A 20656-nucleotide genomic window follows, 5' to 3' on the forward strand; every position below is an offset into this window, starting at 1 on the left:
CCTGCCGGCCGACCTGCCGAGACCCGCGGTGTACCGCTTCGTCGGCGCCGAGGTCGGTGTCGCGCTGCCGGCGGACCTGCTGGCGCGGGTCGAGGCGGCCTGTGCGGCGGAGAACGTCACCCCCTTCGCCTATCTGCTGTCGGTGTTCCAACTGCTGCTGCACACGGCGAGTGGCGACACCGACTTCATCGTCGGTTACAACGTGTCGGTCCGGCCCGGCCGGACGTTCCGGGACGCCGTGGGCTACTTCGTCAACACCCTGCTGCTGCGGGCCCGGGTCGAGCCGGACGGCTCCTTCCCCGCGCTGCTGCGCCGCACCAGCGAACGACTGTGGCCGGGACTGATCCATCGCGACTACCCGTTCGCCCTGATGCCCCGGCTCGTCGACGCCCGACGCGACCCCAGCCGGGCCGGGCTGATCTCGACGTTGTTCGTGATGGGCGCCGACGATCCCGCAGACCCCTTCTTCGGCATCGTCGTGCCGGGCCACCGCGTCGAACGGGCCGGCCTCACCGTGTCGCAGTTCGACGTGCCGCAGCAACTCGGTCAGTTCGACCTGACGCTGCAGGTGCTCCGGCACGCTCCGGCCGGGCGCGCCGAGCTGAAACTCAAGTACAACACCTCGCTGTTCACCGCCGACACGGCCGGCCGCCTGGCCGACGGCTACCTCGGGCTGCTCCGCGCCGCCGCAGACGGGACGCTCCCGCCGAGGCTGGCCGAGATCGACCGCTGACGCCACCCGCGGCGCACCCCCGCCGGGTTGGTCCCGGCCGCCGGGGATGCCCCACCGTCCACCGCCGTGCGCAACCGTCCGGACCGGACGGTCGCACACCCGCCGTCCGGTCCGGGTCAGCGTCGGCTCACCGGTAGGCGCGCGACTGGAGCCCGTACAGCTCGGCGTACAGGCCGCGCGCGGCGATGAGCTCCTGGTGGCTGCCCTGCTCGCGGATCCGTCCCCCGTCCAGGACCACGATCAGGTCCGCCATCCGCACGGTGGAGAACCGGTGCGACACGAGCACGGTGACCGCACCCGAGGCCCGACCGGCGCGCGCGGTCTCGGCGAATCGCTCGAACAGGGCGTGCTCGGTGTGTGCGTCGAGCGCCGCGGTGGGTTCGTCGAAGACGACCAGCAGGGGAGTGGTGTCCATCAGGCCGCGGGCCAGCGCCAACTTCTGCCACTGCCCGCCGGACAGGTCGGCGCCGTCCGGCCAGCGGGCGCCCAACTGGGTGCGCAGCCCGGCGGGGAGCGCGGTGACCACGCCGGTCGCCCCGCCGCGCTCCAGCGCCGCCCGCACCGTGGCCGTCTCCTGCATCCGGGGCAGGTCGCCGACCCCGACCGTCTCCGACACCAGGAACTCGAACGACGCGAAGTCCTGGAACGCGGCCGACACCCGCGCCCGCCACTGGTCACCAGGGAGACGAGCGACGTCGACGCCGTCGACCAAGATGCTGCCGCGAACCGGCGAATAGAAGCCGCACAACAGCTTGACCAGTGTGGTCTTGCCGGCGCCGTTGTCGCCGACGAGCGCGACGACCGTGCCGGCGGGCAGCCGCAGCGAGATGTCGGAGAGCACCTCGCGGCCCCCCTCGGCCCGCGGGTACCCGAAGCTGACCCCGCGCAGCTCGATGGCGTTCCGCAGGGTCTCCGGAACCGGGGCGGGATCGGTGAGCGGCCGGCGCGCCCGGGCGGCCTCCGCCGCCAGCCACCGGAACCGCCGCGCCACCGCCAGGACGAACAGGAACTCCGTGCCGTACTGCACCGCCAGCCCGACCGTGCCGGTCAGTTGCGCGGCCACGCCGACCACCAGCGCCACGTCACCGGGCGTCGCGCGCCCGCTCGTCGCGAGGATCAGCACCAGCCCGATCGCACCGACGTACCCCAGGGCGGAGACCACGCCGTCGACGGTCTGCAGGCCGGCGCCGCGCCAGTCCGCGTGGTTGCGTTGCCGCAGTACGGCCGCCGCGCTGCGGTGATGGCGGGTGCGGACGACGTCGACGAGGTCGAACACGCGCAGCTCCTTGCCGGCCGCGGCGGAGGTGCCCAGCTCGAACAGGTGCCGGCGGAGGCGTTCCGGCTCGCTGGTGGCCTCCTGGGCGGCCACCTTGAGATCGCGGCTGATCTTGCCCAGCCAGAAGGAGAGCATCGACAGCACCGGCAGCAGCAGGAGCAGCGGATGGACCATCAGGAGCAGCACCGCGCTGACGCCCAGGGCCGCGCCGACCCGCAGCAGACCGGCCGTCGCGTTCACCATGCCGGACAGCCGGCCCTGCTCCTCGCGGACCCGGTGCGCCTGGTCCAGGTATTCGGGCCGCTCGTGGTGCGCCAGCCCGTCGGTGCCGCCCATCAGCGTCATCAGCCGCTGGCTGGCCAGCGCGCCGGCCCGTTCCATCACCGTGAACAGGCAGTCCACGTAGTAGAAGACGCAGGTCAAGGCACCGCCGGAGATCAGCGCCAGCAGGCCGGCCGCCAGGAGGCCGCGCTCCAGGTCGCCGGCGATCGCGGCGTCGACGATCAGTTTGACGCTCCAGGCGGCGATCGGCACCGCGACCGCGAACACCACGCCGGTGAGGAGCTGGCCGGTGGCGTGCCAGGGAGCGGCGCGGAACCCGATGCCCATCAGGGACACGTACGCCCGGAATGTCTCACGCATCTTCGCTCCCTGATCCGGTGTCACGCATGCTCGCTCCCGGAGGCGGTGAGCGCACCCGGGCGCTCGTCCGGTGGTGCCACGTCCTCGACGAACCGGGCGGCCTGCAGCCGGAACATGGTCGCGTACCGCCCGTCCAGGGCCACCAGTTCGGCGTGGCTGCCGTCCTCGACGACCGCGCCCTGCTCGATCACGATGATGCGGTCCGCCCGGCGTACGGTCGAGAACCGGTGCGAGACCAGGATCGTGGTCAGTCCGGCGGTGAGTTCGAGGAAGCGTTCGTAGAGTTCGGCCTCGGCCCGCACGTCCAGCGCGGCGGTCGGCTCGTCCAGGATCAGCACGCGGGCGCCGGCCTCGACCGCGAAGAAGGCCCGCGCCATGGCGATCCGCTGCCACTGCCCGCCGGACAGGTCGACGCCGCCGGAGTACTCCGGCGACAGGATGGTGTCCCACCCCTGCGGAAGCCCTTCGATCAGCGGCAGCGCTCCCGCCCGTTCGGCGGCGGCCCGCAGCCGGCCGTGATCGGCGGCCGACTCGGGCGCGCCCATCCCGATGTTGTCCCCGGCGCTGAGGTGGTACCGGGTGAAGTCCTGGAAGAGCACGGAGACCCGGCTGCGCCACGCCGCCGGCCCGAGGTCGGCCAGGTCGTGGCCGTCCGCGCTGATCGTGCCCGCCGTGGGCCGGTACAGCCCGCAGAGGAGCTTGACCAGCGACGTCTTGCCGGCGCCGTTCTCGCCGACGACGGCGAGCGACCGGCCCGCGGCGATGGTGAGATCGAGATCGCGCACCGCGTCCTGGGCGGCGCCCGGGTAGCGGAACCGGACCCCGCGGACGCGGATCTCCGCGGCGGGGAACTCCGCCGGCAGCGTTCGTCCCCGGGCCGGGTCGCTCGTGCCCTCGGCCGGGTCGCCTGCGCCCTCGGCCGGGTCGGGTGTGGCGCCGAGACGGTCGTCCAGATCGAGCACCTTGGGCACGGTGACCGCGGCGAACGACAGGATCGCGTTGTGACTGTCGAACGCGGTGTAGCTGTTGGCCATGCTCAGGGCCTGGGTGTAGACCGCGAGGGCGGCCAGGCCCAGATCCCCCCGGATCGCGGCCCAGACCAGCAGACCGTAGGAGAGGGCGTTGACCGCCACGATGGTGCCGGTGGTGCCGAGGACCGCGCCGAGGCGGGGCCGCCGCTGCCGCCAGATCGGCTCGATCGCCGAGCGCCAGATGGACCGGTAACACCCGAGCAGCCAGTCCAGCATCCCCCAGATCCGGATCTCCTTCGCGGCCGGGGCGGTGATGGCGAGGTCGCGCAGGTACTCGGCGCGCCGCAGGGCGTCGCTCTGCCCGAAGCCGACCTGACCGACGCGGAGGTACTCGCGTTGCATGACGTGGACGACGACCGGCCAGACCACCAGCCACAGCAGACCCACGGCCGGGTGGAACGCCAGCAGCACGGCGGCTGCGCCGAGCGCGCGCAGCCAGGACGGGAGCACCGCGGCCAGTGCCTCGACGGCGAGGCCGGGGCGGTCCGAATCGGACGTGCCGAGACCGCGGACCACGCGCAGCCGGGCCAGCACCTCGGAGTCCTCCAGGTGCGCGATGGTGGCCGGCCGGCCGACCGCGGCCATCATCCGCTCCTGCAGGTAGCGGTCGACCTGGCGACCGAGCGTCTCGGCCAGCGTGCGCAGCAGCGGCGAGACGATCCGTTCCAGCATCACCAGGGCGCCGACCACCGCCAGCAGCGCGACCAGCGTCCGCTGTTGCGGGGAGTCCGCGCCGCCGCGTACCGCGTCCGGGATGGCGCCGATGAGGATGCCGGTGGCGACGCCGACCGCGACCGGCAGTACGGATGCGAGCAGGACACCGAGTACGCCGAGCACCGCCTTGGGACGGCTCACCCTCGGCAGCAGCCGCAGCAGCGCCAGGAGTCCGATGACGGCTGCCGGCGGGCGGAGAAATGTCACGCCAGTTGAATATCGGGGACTGCCGCGAAGGGTCAAGACGGGTCACCGATCATTTTGACCGCCGTCACTTCCCTTTGTCCCAGGAAAGCTGCCTGCTAACCTCCGCTTGGCACCTGATCGAGGACTCAACGGTCGAGTATCTCGGGTGATGTTGGGGTGACTGTCGCGCTCGCGGCGCAATAAGGAAAGCCGCACGCTTTCGGCGTTGAGCGGGGAGATATGGGCCTGGGAAACAATGTTGCACTGCTGCGCAGGCTGCGTGGTTGGACGCAAGAGGAACTCGCTGAGCGGTGCGGGCTCAGCGTACGGACGATCCGCAACGTCGAGCTGGGATCGGTCGACCCCCGTCGGTCGTCGGTCAACCTGATACTGCGCGCGCTCGACGCCGGCGAGGTGACCGAGGACCCCCGTGGTGTCCCGGCTGCCCCGGACCAGTGGCGCGGGCTGCCCCCGCCGAGGCATCCCATCGTGGGCATGCGCGCCGAGCTGCACGAGCTGGCGCGGACCGTGCTGGCCAGCCGCCTGACGGCCGTGCTGGGGCCCGGGGGAGTGGGCAAGACCCGGATCGCGCTGGGCGTGGCGGCCGAGATCGCCTCGACGTTCCGGCACGGGGTCCTGGTCGTCGAGCTGGGTGACATCCCGGCGGAGGAGCCGGCGGCACCACCGCCCACGGCGGTGATCCTGGACCGCGTCACCCGGCTCATCGATCCGGAATCGACCCGCGGCGACCAGCGAACGGTGGGCGGTGCCCCCGGCGTCAACGCCGCCCTGCTGATCCTCCTCGACAACGCCGAGCACCTGCCGTCCGCCGTCGCCGCAGCCGGCAAGGAACTGCTCAACACGTACCCCCGGGCGCACATCCTCATCACCTCACGCCGGCCGGTCACCGACCGGTGGGGGGTGAGCCGGGAGATCCGGCCGTTGCCGGTGGAGCCGGCGCACCAGGAGGGCGGCTCGCTCGCGCCCGCCGTCGAACTCGTCCTGCGCCGGGCGAGCACGGGCCTGCCGGGCACCGCCGACCTGGCCCGGGACCTGCCGCACGTGGTGGAACTGTGCCGACGGCTGGAGGGCATTCCCCGGGCGTTGGAGTTCGCCGCGGAACGCCTGCGGACCATTCCCATCCGGTCGCTGCTGGCGGCCGGACCGGCCCTGCGCATGCTGTGCACCAGCGACCATTCGCTGTCTCCGCACCAGCGGTCGATGGCCGACAGCATCCGGTGGAGTATCGACCTGCTCTCGGACGGCCACCGTTGGCTGCTGCGGCACATCGCCGGCCTGCCCGCCACCGAGTTCACGTACGAACAGGTGCTGGAGGCGGCCGGCGAGGCGGCCGGCGCGGACCTGGAGAGCGTGTTGTGCCACTTCTCCGACGTGGTCGACCATGGTCTCGTCACCGCCTGCCGCGACCACGGCTACCGGTACCGTCTGATGCCCTACGTCGGTGAGGTCGTCCGGGCCGACCTCGACGCCTCCCCGGTGGCCGCCTGACCGTCCGCCCGACCGCCGGGATCGGCCCGGCACCGGTCCGGTTCACCGCGGCCGGTGTCCACCGCGGATCCGGGCACCGTCAGAGCAGGGTGAGCAGCGTCCTGGTGTCGACCTTTCCGTTGGCGGTCAGCGGGATCTCGTCGACGGCGACGAAGTCCGCGGGGATCATGTGGTCGGGCAGCCGGGCGGCCAGGCCGGCGCGGAGCCGGTCGACGTCCATCGGCTGACCGGTGGCGGCGATGACGAACGCGGCGAGTCCGCGTGGGCGCGACGGCGTGCCCGTGGCGAGGACCACCGCGTCGCGGACCTGGGGATCGTCCCGCAGGACCGCACGGATCTCCCCGAGCTCGACGCGGTACCCGCGGATCTTGACCTGGTGGTCGACGCGGCCCAGGAACTCCAGCGTGCCGTCGGGCAGCCAGCGGCCGAGGTCGCCGCTGCGGTAGAGGCGGGCACCGGGGGCACCGAACGGATCGGGCCGGAACCGGTCGGCGGTCAACGCGGGGTCGCCGAGGTAGCCCCGGGCGACGCCGAGCCCGCCGATGTGGATCTCGCCGGCCACGCCGACCGGTGTCGGTTCCAACTGGTCGGTCAGGACGTACATGGTGGTGTTGGGGATGGGCAGGCCGAGCGGGACCAGCTCGGTGCCGGGGTCGTCGGTGATCGGCTGTCCAGAGTTGCCGATCGTGATCTCGGTGGGTCCGTACTCGGTCGCGACCGGCGTCCCACCGGGGCCCGCGAGGTCGCGCCAGCGCCGGGCCAGCGCGGTGGGGAACGCGTCACCCGCGGCGATCACGATGCCCGCCAATCCGTGGGCCTGCTCCGGGTCGAGGTCGAAGCTGAGCAGGTTGAGCTGCCCGGGAGTCAGCTTGACGAAGCTGTACGGCGCGCCGGCGGCCAGCGCGTCCCCGAGGTCGGCGGCGGGCAGCGGATCGGGCAGGAGGTGGACCGGCTGCCCGGTCAGCAGCGGTGTGTAGAGGCTCGGGATGCCGAGGTCGAAGGCGAGGGAGGCGAAGAACGGCGCGCCCCCGTGACCGCGGGCCGCGTACGCCTGCACGGTCCACAGCAGATAGTTGCGCAGCCCGCCGTGCTGGACCAGCACGCCTTTGGGCGCACCGGTCGAGCCCGACGTGTAGATGACGTACGCCAGGTGGCTGGGTTCGATCCGGGTCGCCGGTGGGGTGGCCGGCGCCCCGTCCACGTCCGCGCGTTCCCGGTCCAACAGCAGGAACCGGCATCCCGGGGTGGGCTCCAGCGCGGGCAGGTGGCCGGTTCGGCTGATCACCAGCCGGCAGCCGGACGTGCCGATCATGTGGCGCAGCCGCTCCACCGGGTGGTCCGGGTCGAGCGGGACGTACCCGGCCCCCGACTTCCAGATGCCGAGCAGCACCGGAAGCAGGTCGGCGCCCCGGCGCAGGCACACACCCACCGGGATGTCCTGCCCGGCGCCGAGGCCGATGAGGTGGTGGGCGATCTGGTTGGACCGCCGCTCCAACTCCCGGTAGGTCAGCGACGTGTTACCCAGCCGCACGGCGGTGGCCTGCGGATTCCGCTCCGCCTGGGCCTGGATCAGCTCCACCACGCTCGGACCGTCCCGCTCGACGCGGGGGCCGGCGGCCCAGTCGTCGAGGAGTGCGCGCCGTTGTTCGGGCGGCAGGCAGGCGCGGCGGGGTCGTCGGGCCCCGCGGCCATCGCGGTGAGTACGGCCCGGTACAGCGACGCCAGCCGGTCCAGCCGGGCCGGCGAGGTCGCGCCCGACGCCGCGCGCAGCAGCAGGTGGCCGTCGCGGACCTCGACCCGCGGGCCGTGCCGGGCGGGCGGGTCGGCCGGTGACCCGGCGGCGTCCGGGCCGATGAAGAGCGGGTCGGCGCCGTCGGCCGGTCCGGTGTCCGGGGCCACCGTGGCGGCGGCGTGCGCCGCCCGCCACACCCGGTCGACCAGCCCTCGCCAGGTCGGGTCGGTCAGCTCGATCTCGATCCGGCGCGGCATCCGCTCGCCGGCCGCCAACAGCAGGTCGACGTGGCACAGACGCTCCTCGGCCAGCATACCGAGGACCTTGACGTGGGCGGCGAGCAGCACCGCGGGTATCGGCGCGTCGTCGGTGCGCGCCCGCAGCGCGGCCACCAGGTCGGCGTACGCCACCCTGACCCGCGCGACGTCGGCGACGGTGCCCCGCCCCGCCTCGGTATCGGTGGAGGAAGTCGTGGTCATGTCTGTCCCATCAGGTTCCGGACCAGGGTGCCGACCAGCTCGCCCGCCTCGCGCAGGATGAAGTGTTCGGCGTCGATCAGGTGGAACGCGAAATCCCGCGTCGTCTCCGCCGACCAGGCCGCCATGTCGGCGGCCCGCACGAACCCGTCGCGGCGGCCACCGATGACGGTGATCGGCACGTCCAGCGGGGGCGCCGGCTCGTACCGCACCCGCTCGACCACCCGGTAGTCGGCCCGGAAGATCCGTTCGAGCAACGGCAGCAGGTCGGGATCGTCGAGCACCTCCTTGGGCATCCCGCCGAACTCGACGACGCGCCGCAGCAGCTCCTCCCGGCCCAACAGGTGCAGTTCGCTGGGGGGTCGCAGCCGCGGCGCCTCGGACGACGAGACGACAAGCATGGCGGGCGTGGCGCCGCCGCCGGCGCGTAGCCGCCGCGCCAACTCGAAGGCGATGACGCTGCCGGAGCAGTGGCCCAGCAGCACGAACGGGCGGTCCAGCAGCGGCGCCAGCGCCGGCAGCAGTCCGTCGACCAGGGCGCCCAGATCGTCGACAAGTGGCTCGCCGAGCCGGTTCTCGCGGCCGGGAAACCGGACGGCACAGAGCTCGACGTCGGCCGGCAGCCGTTCCACCCAGGAGTTGAAGGCCGCCCCACCGGCGCCGATGTGGGGTACGCAGATCAACCGGAGCCGGGGATCGGCCACCTTTCGGGGACGGGCGAGCCACCGGGTGGGCGCGGGACCGGAAGTCAACGGGCCAGCTCCTGTCTCCTCAACGGGCCAGTTCCTGGTGGAGGATGGCGCCGAGCCGGGCGTCGGCGAGGATCCCGGCGGGCGACTCGACGCCGTACTGGAAGAGGTGGACCCGGGCATCGGCGACGAGGGCACCCCAGGCGTCGGCGACGGCCCGGGCATCCGGCCCGTCGACGCAGAGCACCGCCGGACCGTCGTAGCCGCCGGGCTGGTGGCCGTGGACCTCGCCGGCGAACTCGGCCCAGGCGAGCTGCGCCCGGGCCACGTCGGCCGGTGACAGCTCGTCGTCGTACCAGCCGGCCTCGCGCAGCCGGGCCAGCACCTGACCGGCGTCCTCCCGGCCGGAGAGCGCGAAGCGGCGGGCCAGCGCCGTGCACCGCAGGTCGAGCAGCTCCTCGACGCGGGTCGGGCGGCCGGCTGCCGGTCCGGGCGCGGGGGGCAGGATCATCGCCAGCAGCGCGACCTCGTGGCCACCGCGGCGCAGCGTCCGGGCCACCTCGTAGGCGAGCACCGCGCGGTGTCCGAAACCGGCCAGCAGGTAGGGCCCGTGCGGCGCGGCGGCCAGCAGCGCGTCGAGGTAGCGCTCGACGAGGTTGGCGAGCCCGGCGTCCGGCGGGAGCGGGTCGCGCACGCCCGGCGCCGCGAGACCCGTCACCGGCCGGTCGGGCGCCCACGCCGCGGCCGCCTCGCGTTCCCGTCGGGCATGGCTCTCCGAGTGCAGCAGGAACAGCGGCGGGGCGGCACCGCCCGTCCCGATCGCGGTCGGGCGGCAGCGCACCTCGGCCCAGGACGGGGCCCGCCAGCGGGATACGGCGTCGGCGCCGGCGAGGAGTTCCGGGAACACGGCCCGGCCCGGTGCCGGGGCGCGCTCGTTGCCCACGGTCAGGCTCTCCGCCAGCCGGGCCGGGGTCGGGTTGCGCAACGCCACCGAGGTACGCACGGCGATGCCGCGCCTGCGTAGCTCGTCCACGGTGTCGATGATGGAGAGCGAGTCGCCGCCCAGATCGAAGAAGTCGTCGTGCGGGGCGACCTCGGTGTCCAGGACACCGCGCCAGACGTCGCAGACCGTCTCCTCGATCGCCCGGCAGGTGAGCAGTGTCTCGCCCAGCCGGGAGCCGGGTGCGTCGACCGCGGTCATCCCCCACCTCCCGCCCTTGCGTGGCCCCCCGATCCTCTTCGGCGGCCGGCGGCGGTACCAGGCAGTTCGCCGGCAAGTCCGGTGGCCGGAGTTGCCGTCGCCGTTGCCTGTCAACCGCAGGTCGGGCGTGCGTTACTGGGCATCCAGGAGGGACGATGATCGAGACTGAGGTCGTTCTGCGTACGCCGGTGCCACAGGCCCGCGTCGCGGAACTCGAGCGGCGGATGTTCTACGTGTCCGCGCAGATCGAGTCGTTCCGACTCGTCGTCGACGACGGGACGGTCCGCGCGGTCCGGTTGTTCAGCACGGCGGCGCTGGACCGGGAGGCGCTGTCGGCGAAGCTCAACACCATGGTCGAGAACGACCTGGGCAGCCAACCGGAGCAGCCGACCAAGGTGGTCTGGCGGTCGGCCAACCTGCGCGCGACCCATGAGGTGTACGCGCCGCTGCTGGCCGCGGGGGTGGTCAGCGAGGCCGGCGAGGGGCAGATCGCGGTCGGTGAGCCCCTGATCTCGCTGCTGGCGGCGCTGGACCGGCGCCTGCGGGATCTCGTGGTCGAGACGTTCGCGGCGACCGAGTACCGGTATCCGACGCTGATCCCCACCCGGGTGCTCGACGCGGCCGGCTATCCGGGCGCCTTCCCCCAGCACCTGATGTTCGTGACCCGGCTGCACGAGGACCTGGACGTGTACCGCGACTTCCAGCGCTCCTACGATGCCGCTGGCGCGCTGGACGGCGAGGCGGCGTTGCGGCGGTGCTCCAACGTGGACTACTGCCTGCCGCCGACGATGTGTTACCACACCTTCGCCCAGTACCGCGGCCGGGTTCTGCCGGCCGACGGGGTGCACGTGGTGACCTCCCGCGGCAAGTCGTTCCGGTACGAGTCGCGGTACGCCACGACCCTGGAGCGGCTCTGGGACTTCACCATCCGGGAGACCGTGTTCTTCGGTGGCCGTGGCGCGGTCCTGGACGCCCGCGAGCGGCTGATGGAGCTGATCTTCGCGCTCGTCGACGAACTGGGGCTGGACGGGCACTGCGAGGTCGCCAGCGACCCGTTCTTCATCGGCGCCGACCGTGCGGCCCGTGCCTGGTCGCAGCGGCAGCTCGAACTCAAGTACGAGCTGCGGCTGCGGTTGGGGCCGGACCGGGACGTCGCCGTGGGCTCGTTCAACTTCCACGGCGACTTCTTCGGCCGTGGGTTCGACATCACCCGGCCCGACGGGGTCCCCCTGGTCAGCGGCTGCGCGGGGTTCGGCCTGGAACGCCTGGTCTACGCGCTGCTCTGCCAGCACGGCCCCGATCCCGACAACTGGCCGGCGGCGGTGCGCGAGTGGCACCGTGCCGAGCGCGCCGGCGAACAGTCCCCGGTGCGCTGATGGCCGCGCCCGACCCGTCCCCAGCGGCCTTGGCGGAAGGAGAGCTCTGGTGAGCAGCGTCGTCGTGGGCGACACCTACCAGGTTGTCGTCAACCACGAGGAGCAGTACTCGATATGGCCCGCTCATCGCGAGCCGCCGGAGGGCTGGCGGGGCGAGGGCACCGTCGGCACCAAGGCGGACTGCCTCGCCCGCATCGCCGAGGTCTGGACCGACCTGCGCCCGTTGAGCGTCCGCGCGGCGAGCCTCCGCGCCGACGGGTCGTAGTCGCCGTGGGCCGCAGGGAGGAGGACCTACCGTGACCGTCGAACAGGCCGGCAGCCGTACCGGTGACATCGACGCGGCGCAGCGGGCGGAGCAGATCCGGCAGCGGCTGCTCGGCTCCGCGCGCCGTACCGTGGTGATCGACCGGGTCGACCGGAGTGGGCCGCTGGCGCTGTCGGCCGGGCAGCAGCAGATGTGGGTGCTGCACCGGGTCGATCCGGCGAGCCCCGCGTACCTCATGGCGTGGACACTGCGGCTCGCGGGTGAGGTGGACGTCGAGGCCCTGCGGTGGGCGTGGGAGCGGCTCGTGCACCGGCACGAGATCCTGCGGACGCGCTACGGCCAGCCGGGGGACGAGCCGGTCGCGTACCTCGACCCCCCGGCCCGCTTCGAGCTGCCCGTGGTCGACCTCGCCGGCGAGCCGGAGGCCGGGCGCGAGGAACACGCGCTGCGGATCGCCGCCACGCGTCGGCAGCAACCGTTCGACCTCGAAACCGAGCATCCGCTGCGGGTGACGCTGATCCGGCTGGCGCCGGCGCGGCACCTCCTGGTGGTCGTCACGCACCACATCGCCTGCGACGGGGCGTCGTACCCGCGGATCGGCGCCGAGGTGAGCGCGTTCTACGCCGAGCGCGCCGCGGGCCGCCCCGCCGCTCTGCCGGAACTTCCGATCCAGTACGCCGACTACGCCGGGTGGGAACGCGGGCGAACGGCGGGTGCGGGCCTGCGCGCCCATCTGGAGTACTGGCGTGGTCACCTGGAGGGTCTCTCGGATCTGGTGCTTCCCACCGACCGGCCCCGGCCGGCGCGCCCGGACTGGCGTGGCGGGGTGGTCGAAGTCCCCGTCGGGCCGCACCTGAGCGACGAGATCCGGCGGCTGGCGAGCGCCCGGCAGGCCACGCCCTACCTGGTGCTGCTCGCCGCGTTCCAGGCGATGCTGGCGCAACTGTCCGGCCGCGAGGACGTGGCGGTGGGCACGCCGGTGGCGATGCACTCGCTGCCCGAGCTCGACCAGCTCATCGGGTACACCATCAACACGGTCGTGGTGCGCGCGCGCTGCCCGCGCGACAGCACCTTCGCCGCCGTGCTGGACGAGGTCCGGTCGGTCGCCCTGGCCGCTCTCGACCATCGGGAGGTGCCGTTCCGACTGCTCGTCGACGAACTGCGGGCGGCCCGGGATCCGGGCAGCAACCCCTTGTTCCAGGTCGCCTTCGACATGAACCCCACCGAGGACGGCGTGTTCGACCTGCCCGGCGTCGACGTGACGCCCGTCGCGGCGCCGGAGCGGACCGTGGCCAAGTTCGACCTCACGATCCACGTCGAGGAGGCGCCCACCGGACAGTTGTCGGCCTACCTCGAATTCGCGCGGGCGCTGTTCGACGAGGAGACGGCGCAGCGCCTCGCCACCCACTACGGCCTGCTGCTCGGCACGGTGGTCCGGGAGCCGGACCGCCGCCTGGCGCTGCTGCCACAGCCGTACCTGCCGGCCGCGCCGAGCGGGCCCGCGATCGCACCGGCCACCGGCGACGGCGGCGGGCCGGCCGCGTCGGACCCGGCGGCGCCCGGGTACGCCGGCGCCGCCCCCGACGCGGAGTTGCTGGCCACGCTCGACGAGGTGTGGCGCGACGTGCTGCGGGTGGACCACATCGACCCGGACGACAACTTCTTCGACATCGGCGGGGATTCGGTGCGGGCGGTCGCGCTCGCCGGCCGGCTGAGGACGCGGGGCCTGGACGTGACCGCGGCGGACCTCTTCGCCCATCAGACGGTCAACGACCTGGCCCGGGCGGTCGCGGTCCGGCGCCGCGCCGAGGTGCCCACCGGCATCGCCCCGTTCGCGATGGTGAGCCCGGCGGACCGGGACGCGTTGCCGACGGACCTGACGGACGCCTATCCGGTGGGCGCCGGGCAGCTCGGCATGATCATCGAGATGCTGGCCCGGCCGGACCTGAACCTCTACCAGGACTCCACCTCCTTCCTGATCCGCGGCGACGGCCCGTTCTCGCCGCCGGCCTTCCAGCAGGCGGTGCAGCTGGTCGTGGACCGGCACGAGGTGCTGCGCACCACGTTCGACCTGAGCAGCTACTCGATGCCCCTGCAACTGGTGCACCGCGAGGTCGACTACCGGCCGGGGGTCACCGACGGTGAGGCCGTCGGGCCGGACGGCTGGGAGCCCCGGCTGCGCGCGTACTTCGACGAGCGGCGGCGCAACCCGATGACCCTGACCGAGGCGCCACTGGTCCGGTTCCACGCCCACACCGCGGCGGGCACCGACGACTGGTGCTTCTCGGTCACCGAATGCCACCCGGTGCTGGAGGGCTGGAGCTTCCACACGCTGATGATGGAGATCCTCACCGCCTACCGGGAGTTCCGGGCCGGCGGGGCACCGGCGTCCCCGGAGCCGGTGCCGTTCCGGTACGCGGACTACATCGCCGCCGAACTCGCCACGCTGCACTCGGAGAGCGACCGCGCCTACTGGCGGGGTGTCATCGAGGGCCGGTCTCCGGGCAAGCTTCCGGCGGCCTGGCGGGACGACCCGGCCGCCGCACGTGACCGGTACCAGCACAGCGTCTGGTTCGACGACCTCCAGGACGCCCTGCGCCGGCTCGCCGCCGAGACCAGGACCTCGCTGAAGGCCGTGCTGCTGGCCGCGCACCTGACGGTGATGAGCGCGGTGACCGAGGCGGAGGACTTCTGCACCGGCCTGGTGACCGACGCCCGCCCGGAGATGGTCGGCGCGGAGCGGGTTCCCGGCTTCTACATCAACACGGTGCCGTTCGCGATGCCCACGGGCGCGCGTACCTGGGGGGAGCTGGTCGGGCTCGTCTACCAGGGACTGACCGGGATGTGGCCGCACCGCCGGTTCCCGATGCCGATCGTCCAGCAGGAGTTCGCCCCCGGCACCCGGCTGGTCGAGGTGATGTTCAACTACCTCGACTTCCACCAGGTGGACAAGGACCTGGTGCACTGGGAGGCGACGGTCGACGAGTCGGAGAACGAGTTCGCCCTGCACGTGTTCACCCTCACCGGCGAACGCTCCGGGGTGCTGCGGCTCAACACCACCAACCACGTGTTGACCCGCGACGCGACGCGCCGGCTCGGCGAGATGTACCGGGCCGTCCTGGAGGACATGGCCCGCGGCCCGGAGGGAGACGCCACGGCGGCGTGCCTCGCGCCCGGCGACGCGCGCCCGCTCGCGGCGGCCCGGGGCGGTGCGGTGCCGGCCCGGGAGCCGGACCCGGTCCCCGACGCCTTCGCCGGGTGGGTCGGCAGCCGACCGGACGCGGTCGCCGTCCGGTCCGCCGGCACCCGGCTCAGCTACGCGCAGCTCGACGCGGCGGCCCGGGAGGTGGCGGACCGCCTGCGGCAGGCGGGCGTGCGCCCGGGCGGGCTGGTCGCGGTGGCGCCGCGACACGACGTCTCGCTGCCGGCGACGTTGCTCGGGGTCTGGCAGGCGGGTGCCGCCTGGCTGGCCCTGGATGGCCCGCTCTCGCCGGAGCAGCGGCGCGCGGCGGCCCGCGCCGGGGAGCGGACGCCCTCGTCGAGGCGGTCACCGTGACGGACCTGCGACCGGCGGCGACCGGCGGGTCGCGAACCGGTTGGCGGCCCGGCCCGGCCGCCTGCGTGCTGCCCGACGCACGGACCGCACCCGGAGGCGGAGCGGTGCTCTCGCACCGCGCGCTGGCGTCCGCGTTGGCCGGCCTGCGCGGCGGGCTCGCCGAGATCGGCACACCGTCGACCGAGGAGTCGGTCTGGTTGTTCGCCAGCCCCTTCCCGTCCTGGGCGGCCCTGACCGAGCTGCTCCTGCCGATCGTCACGGGCGGGCAACTCGTCGTCGCGCCGGAGCCGGCTTCGCCCGCCGTCACCCACCGGCACGCCACACCCGGCACCGCGTGGGATATCGGGCCGGGCCCCGCCGCCCGGATCGAGGGCGGACCGGACAGCGGGTCCCCGGCCGCCGTCCTCGTCGGCGGCGACCCCCTGCTCGGGGTGGCGCGCCTGGCGGAGACCGGCGCCGGCGCCCGCGTGGTCGAGGTGGGCGGCTGCGACACGCCGCCGGGTTGGCTGACCCTCGCCGGCCGGCCGCTACCCGGCCTGGACCCGCACGTGCTGGACCCGCACCGGCGCGCCGTGCCGATCGGCGTACTCGGCGAGTTGTACGTGGGCGGGCCGGCGCTGGCCGACGGGTACCACGCCGACCCGGTCGCGACCGCCGAGCACTTCGTCCCCGACCCGGGCGGGCACGATGGGCAGCGCCTGTTCCGGACCGGTCACCTCGCCCGGTTCCACGAGGACGGCCGGCTGGAACACCTCGGCCCCGTGCGGCGGCACGTCACCCCGGACTCGGGCCTGGTCGACCTGGGCGGGATCCGCGCGGCACTCTGCGCCCAGCCGGCGGTACGCGAGGCGTACGTCCGGCTGCGGCCGGCGGCGGCCGACGGCCGCAGGCTGGTGGCGTACCTGCGGCCGGTCCCCGGCGCGGCTGTCGAGCCCGTCGAGGTACGCCGAGCCCTGGCCGACCGGTTGCCCCGACGACTCGTGCCGGACATCCTGATCCCGGTCGAGGCCTGGCCGCTGACGCCCGGCGGCCGGGTCGACCCGGACGCGTTGCCCGACCTGCCCGCCGCGGACGCCACGACCGGTGGCCGCAAGCCGTGGGACGAGGAATTCGAGGCGCTGCTGCGGGCGGTGCTACCGGCCCTGCCCGACGACGCCGAGCTGACCGCGGACGCGGAGCTGACCGTCCTGGGCCTGAACTCGCTCGCCACGGTGGAACTGCTCATCTCGCTGGAGCACGCCTACGGCGTCAGCATCCCGGGCGGGCGGCTGGTCCTGGACCTGTTCGAAACCCCCGCGACCCTGTGGGACGGGATCTCCCGCCTGCGGGCCGCGCCACCGGACGCGGCGGGCGCGCCATGACGCCATGACGCCGGGCACGCCGTCCGGCCCCCGCGACCGACTGACAGCCAACAGGGAGGTGGACATGTCCATCGCAGACATCGACACATCATTGCGCGACGGCATCCGGGAAACCGTCGCCGAGATGCTGGAGATCGGACCCGACGAGATCACCTGGACCAGCAGTTTCCAGCGGGATCACGACGCCGACTCGTTGCAGGGCATCGAGATCCTCTCCGCCCTGGAACGCCGGTTCGGCATCACGATCGACCAGTCCATGCTGTCCAGGATGACCGACCTGTCGAGTACCTACGCCGTCGTCGCCGAAGCCATGGCGACCCGGTAGCGGGCGGAGGGGAGCTGGCTGCCATGTCGGCCGAGTCGACGCACCGGCGCGTGGTGATCACCGGCCTCGGCGTCATCAGCAGCATCGGCACCGGGGCCGAGGAGTTCGCCCGGGCGGTACGCGCCGGCCGGTCCGGCGCGCGGCCGATCCGGGCGTTCGAGACCGACGGCTTCGAGTACGTGAACGGATGCGAGGTGACGGACTTCGACCCGGCGGCGTGGATCGACCGGCTGGATCACCGGGACCTGGGCCGGGCCACCCAGCTGGCCGTCTCCGGCGCCAAGCTGGCCCTCGCCGACGCGGGGCTCGCCCCGGCGTACCTGCGCGCCCGGCCGGCGGTCATCGCGGTCGGCACGACCAGCGGCGAGACCCGGGAGGTGGAGCTGGCAGTGCAGCGCCAGCTGACCACCGGAGCGACGGACGTCGACCCGGGCGCCGCCCGCCGGGCGCGGTCGGGGCGGCTCTCTGCGGACATCGCACGGGAACTCGACCTGACCGAGGTCGAGGCGGTCACGGTGCCGACCGCGTGCGCCGCGGGCAACTACGCGATCGGCTACGGCTACGACGCGATCGCCGACGGCGACGCGGAGCTGGCGCTCTGCGGCGGAGTGGACGCCATGGTGCGGACCAACTTCATCGGATTCCACCGGCTGGGCACCATCGCGCCCACCGTGTGCGCGCCCTTCGACCGCGACCGCCGGGGCATCCTCATCGGCGAGGGGAGCGGGATCCTGGTGCTGGAGAGTCTCGACGCGAGCCTGGCGCGCGGCGCCCGGATCTACGCCGAGGTGCTCGGCTACGGCCTGAGCTGCGACTCGCACCACGCGGTGTCGCCGGACCGTGACGGTGTCGCCAACTGCATCGCCCGCGCGCACGCCAACGCCGGCGTCGCACCGGACGACGTCGACTTCATCTCCGCCCACGGCACCGGGACGAAGACCAACGACCTCACCGAGGTGGCCGCCATCCGCCAGGTCTTCGGCGACCGGCTCCCGCCGACGGTCTCGGTCAAGTCGATGTTGGGCCACACCATGGGCGCCGCGAGTGCGCTGGCCGCGATCGCCTGCGCGCTGGCGCTCACCGAGGGCTTCATCCCGCCGACGATCAACCACCGGCACCCGGACCCGGAGATCGACATCGACTGCGTACCGAACCGGGCCCGACCGGCGCGGCTGCGCCAGGTGCAGAACAACGCGCTCGCCTTCGGCGGGAACAACGCCGTCCTGCTGCTCGGGGCGTACTCATGAACGCGACGCGCACGGTCATCACGGGCTGGGAGACCCACTCGCCGCTGGGGCACGGCGCCGACGCGCACACCCGCGCCGCGGTGCTCGCCACGCGCCGCGACGACGCCCCCGCCAGGTGCCCGACTTCGAGGTGCGGCAGGTGCTCGGCCCCAAGGGGACCCGTTCCATGTGCCGGGCCAGCGGCCTCGCGGTCGCCACCACGGGACGGCTGCTGACCCGGTTCGCCCTGGACCGGCAGCACCGGGCGGGCCATACCGACGACGACCTCGGCCTGGTGCTGGCCACCAGCGACAACGTGCAGACCGTGGTCAACTTCAACCGGGACAGTTGGACCCGGTCCCGCCCCTACGACGTGGACCCGGCGCAGCTGCCGGTGTCGCTGATGAACGTGCACGCCGGACAGTGCGCCATCTGGCACCGGCTGCGTGGGCCCAACTCCACGATCTGCGGCAGTCACCTCGGCTCGTTGCTGGCACTTCGCTACACCGGCCGGCTGCTGCGGCGCGGACACGCCCGCGCGGTGCTCTGCGGGGCGGTGGAGGAGTACAGCGAGGCTCGGGCGGCGTACGCGGCGGCTCGGGCGGCGCCCGGGCCACGCCGGCCACCGGGCGAGGGCTGCGTCATCTTCCTGGTCGAATCCGCGGACCAGGTGGCCCCCGAACGGCCGGTGCTCGCCGAGTTGCTGACGGTGGAGTTCGGGTTCGCCCCGCGCGACAACGCCGTCCGGGCCGCACTCGCGGGCTGCCTGTCGCGGGCGCTGACCCGGGCCGGCGTGCCGGCGGACCGGATCGGCGCGGTGGTCCCGTCACCGGCGTTGGACGCGCGCGGCGGCGAGGAACAGCTCGCGATCAAGGCCGTCCTCGGCGAGGTGCCCGTGCTGTCGGCCACCCACGACGCCCTGGGGGACACCGACTCGGTGGCGGCGGCCTTCCAGATCGTCCGGCTGCTGACCGACCCGGCGCTGGCCGGGCAGATCGCGGCCGTCACCGCGACCGACGCCGAGGGACGGGTCGGATGCGCGCTGCTGCGGATGGCGTGACGGAACGCGACGCCCTCCCGACCGTAGGCCGGCCGAGACCGGTTGATGACCCGAGCACGGGTCGACCCCGCGTCCGGACCCGAATTGACACGTCTAGAAAGGACCTCACCGCGATGGATTCGGTCAGCACCGGCGACAGGCCGGCCGTCCTGTACCTCACCAACGGCAGCGAACTGATGCGGGTCGGCGGCAACGCGCTGCGGACCTCCGCGATCGACGAGGCGCTGCACCGCTGCGCGGCGACGACCCGGCACCGGGTGCGCTGCGTCGACGAGGAGGACTGCGCGCACGCGGCGCCGGCCGAGCCGCCGGCGGCGTCGGGCATCGGCCAGGACGCCGCCTTCCACAACGCGTACTGCTCGGTGGCGGGGCAGCAGGTGCGCCAGGTGGCCGAACGGGTCCGGCCGGACATCGTGGTGGCCACCGGGCTGGAGATGTGGCGCTACCTGTACGCGGCGAAGGAGGCGACCGGGGCGGTCGCCGTGCTCGACCTGGTGAACGCCGACTCGCAGCTCGCCAGCGAGATCTGGGCGGTGCTGCGGTCCCGCCCGGACGCCGCGACCTTCGGACTCGACGACGGTGCGGCCCTGCGCCGGGTCGAGGCCGCCGCACTCGGCTTCGTCGACCACCTGTGGACCTGCACCAGGCTGGATGCCGTGGCCCTGTCCGGGCTCCACGACTTCCCGATCGACAACGTCACGGTCGTGCCGAACGCGGTGACGTCACCGGCGGTCCGGCCGCAGCACTCCGCCGTGGAACGGATCGTCTACCTCGGCCGGTTCGGCTGGTTCCCCAACTACCTCGCCGCCGAGTTCCTGATCGACGAACTGGCACCGATGCTGGCCCGATCCGCGACCGCGCTGCCGATCGTGCTCGCCGGCTTCGGACCGCCCGCGTCGCTGCTGGACCGGCAGCTCCCGGCGGCGGTGCGGCTGCTGGCCGATCCCGTCACGATCGACCACCTGTGGCCGGACTCCCTGCTCGCCGTGCCCCTGACCCTCGGCGGCGGCAGCCGGTTGAAGATTCTCGAAGCCTTCGCGGCCGGCTGCCCGGTGGTCTCCACCGCGAAGGGTATCGAGGGCATCGACGCCGAGGACGGCGTGCACTACCTACGGGCGGAGACGGCCGCCGAGATGACGGCCGCGATCAGCCGGATCACCGCGGACCACACCCTCCGGGAGAACCTGACCAAGGCCGGCTTCGACCTTCTCAACGACGCCTACACGCCGCAGCGCCTGATCCCTCTGGTGGCGGGCAGCCTGCGGCGGCTCACCGCCGTGCACCACTGACCGCCCGGG

Annotated in this window: 16 protein-coding genes; 10 read left to right on the forward strand and 6 right to left on the reverse strand. The window is 73.5% G+C overall.

All coding sequences use genetic code 11. The features are described from left to right. Position 1: 1 nt before the first annotated feature. Complete coding sequence (locus KIF24_RS33900) at positions 2-733, forward strand: condensation domain-containing protein (protein WP_269440687.1); 732 nt, start codon at positions 2-4, stop codon at positions 731-733. 127 nt (positions 734-860) lie between these two features. Here the strand turns inward: KIF24_RS33900 and KIF24_RS11105 are convergent, their stop codons facing one another. Then, positions 861-2651 (reverse strand): ABC transporter ATP-binding protein, encoded by a 1791-nt coding sequence (locus KIF24_RS11105; protein ID WP_221083970.1) that lies wholly within the window; start codon positions 2649-2651, stop codon positions 861-863. Positions 2652-2671: 20 nt separating this feature from the next. After that, complete coding sequence (locus tag KIF24_RS34410; protein WP_221083971.1) at positions 2672-4603, reverse strand: ABC transporter ATP-binding protein; 1932 nt, start codon at positions 4601-4603, stop codon at positions 2672-2674. A gap of 219 nt (positions 4604-4822) precedes the next feature. Between KIF24_RS34410 and KIF24_RS11115 the strand changes: the two genes are divergently transcribed. Further along, positions 4823-6091 carry a helix-turn-helix domain-containing protein gene (locus tag KIF24_RS11115; protein WP_221083972.1) on the forward strand — a complete coding sequence of 423 codons (1269 nt, stop codon included), beginning with the start codon at positions 4823-4825 and terminating at the stop codon, positions 6089-6091. A 79-nt stretch (positions 6092-6170) separates the two neighbouring features. On the opposite strand, the gene KIF24_RS11120 is transcribed toward KIF24_RS11115, so the two are convergent. From KIF24_RS11120 to KIF24_RS11135, 4 genes are read right to left on the reverse strand one after another with little or no spacing between them, the layout of a single operon-like run. After that, a complete protein-coding gene (locus KIF24_RS11120) occupies positions 6171-7673 on the reverse strand; it encodes an amino acid adenylation domain-containing protein (protein ID WP_221083973.1) in 1503 nt (500 codons plus the stop codon). Beyond that, a complete protein-coding gene (locus tag KIF24_RS11125) occupies positions 7661-8302 on the reverse strand; it encodes a hypothetical protein (protein ID WP_221083974.1) in 642 nt (213 codons plus the stop codon). Before KIF24_RS11125 ends, KIF24_RS11120 begins: the two co-directional genes overlap by 13 nt. Continuing rightward, positions 8299-9051, reverse strand: coding sequence for a thioesterase II family protein (locus tag KIF24_RS11130; RefSeq protein ID WP_221083975.1), 753 nt, complete (start codon positions 9049-9051; stop codon positions 8299-8301). Before KIF24_RS11130 ends, KIF24_RS11125 begins: the two co-directional genes overlap by 4 nt. 19 nt (positions 9052-9070) lie before the next feature. Next, positions 9071-10189: a phosphopantetheine-binding protein gene (locus KIF24_RS11135; RefSeq protein ID WP_221083976.1), complete on the reverse strand. Its 1119-nt coding sequence runs from the start codon at positions 10187-10189 to the stop codon at positions 9071-9073. A 155-nt stretch (positions 10190-10344) separates the two neighbouring features. Here KIF24_RS11135 and KIF24_RS11140 point away from each other — a divergent pair, with 155 nt between their 5' ends. From KIF24_RS11140 to KIF24_RS11175, 8 genes are all read left to right on the forward strand, one after another. Next, positions 10345-11565, forward strand: coding sequence for a class-II aminoacyl-tRNA synthetase family protein (locus KIF24_RS11140; RefSeq protein WP_221083977.1), 1221 nt, complete (start codon positions 10345-10347; stop codon positions 11563-11565). A gap of 49 nt (positions 11566-11614) precedes the next feature. Next, on the forward strand, positions 11615-11830 hold the full coding sequence (locus tag KIF24_RS11145) for an MbtH family protein (RefSeq protein ID WP_331461084.1): 216 nt from the start codon (positions 11615-11617) through the stop codon (positions 11828-11830). Positions 11831-11861: 31 nt separating this feature from the next. Continuing rightward, entirely contained in the window at positions 11862-15386 is a 3525-nt protein-coding gene (locus KIF24_RS11150) for a condensation domain-containing protein (protein ID WP_221083978.1), read from the forward strand. Further along, positions 15383-16747, forward strand: a complete 1365-nt coding sequence (locus tag KIF24_RS11155) for an AMP-binding protein (protein WP_221083979.1) — start codon at positions 15383-15385, stop codon at positions 16745-16747. The genes KIF24_RS11150 and KIF24_RS11155 overlap by 4 nt, the downstream gene beginning before the upstream one ends. Before the next feature lie 64 nt (positions 16748-16811). Continuing rightward, entirely contained in the window at positions 16812-17072 is a 261-nt protein-coding gene (locus tag KIF24_RS11160) for an acyl carrier protein (protein ID WP_221083980.1), read from the forward strand. Between the two features lie 23 nt (positions 17073-17095). After that, a complete protein-coding gene (locus tag KIF24_RS11165; RefSeq protein ID WP_221083981.1) occupies positions 17096-18319 on the forward strand; it encodes a beta-ketoacyl-[acyl-carrier-protein] synthase family protein in 1224 nt (407 codons plus the stop codon). A gap of 115 nt (positions 18320-18434) precedes the next feature. Beyond that, complete coding sequence (locus tag KIF24_RS11170; protein ID WP_221083982.1) at positions 18435-19358, forward strand: beta-ketoacyl synthase N-terminal-like domain-containing protein; 924 nt, start codon at positions 18435-18437, stop codon at positions 19356-19358. Positions 19359-19471: 113 nt separating this feature from the next. Further along, positions 19472-20647: a glycosyltransferase gene (locus KIF24_RS11175; protein WP_221083983.1), complete on the forward strand. Its 1176-nt coding sequence runs from the start codon at positions 19472-19474 to the stop codon at positions 20645-20647. Positions 20648-20656: the final 9 nt, after the last annotated feature.

The organism is Micromonospora tarapacensis (assembly GCF_019697375.1).
Taxonomy (GTDB): Bacteria; Actinomycetota; Actinomycetes; order Mycobacteriales; family Micromonosporaceae; genus Micromonospora; species Micromonospora tarapacensis.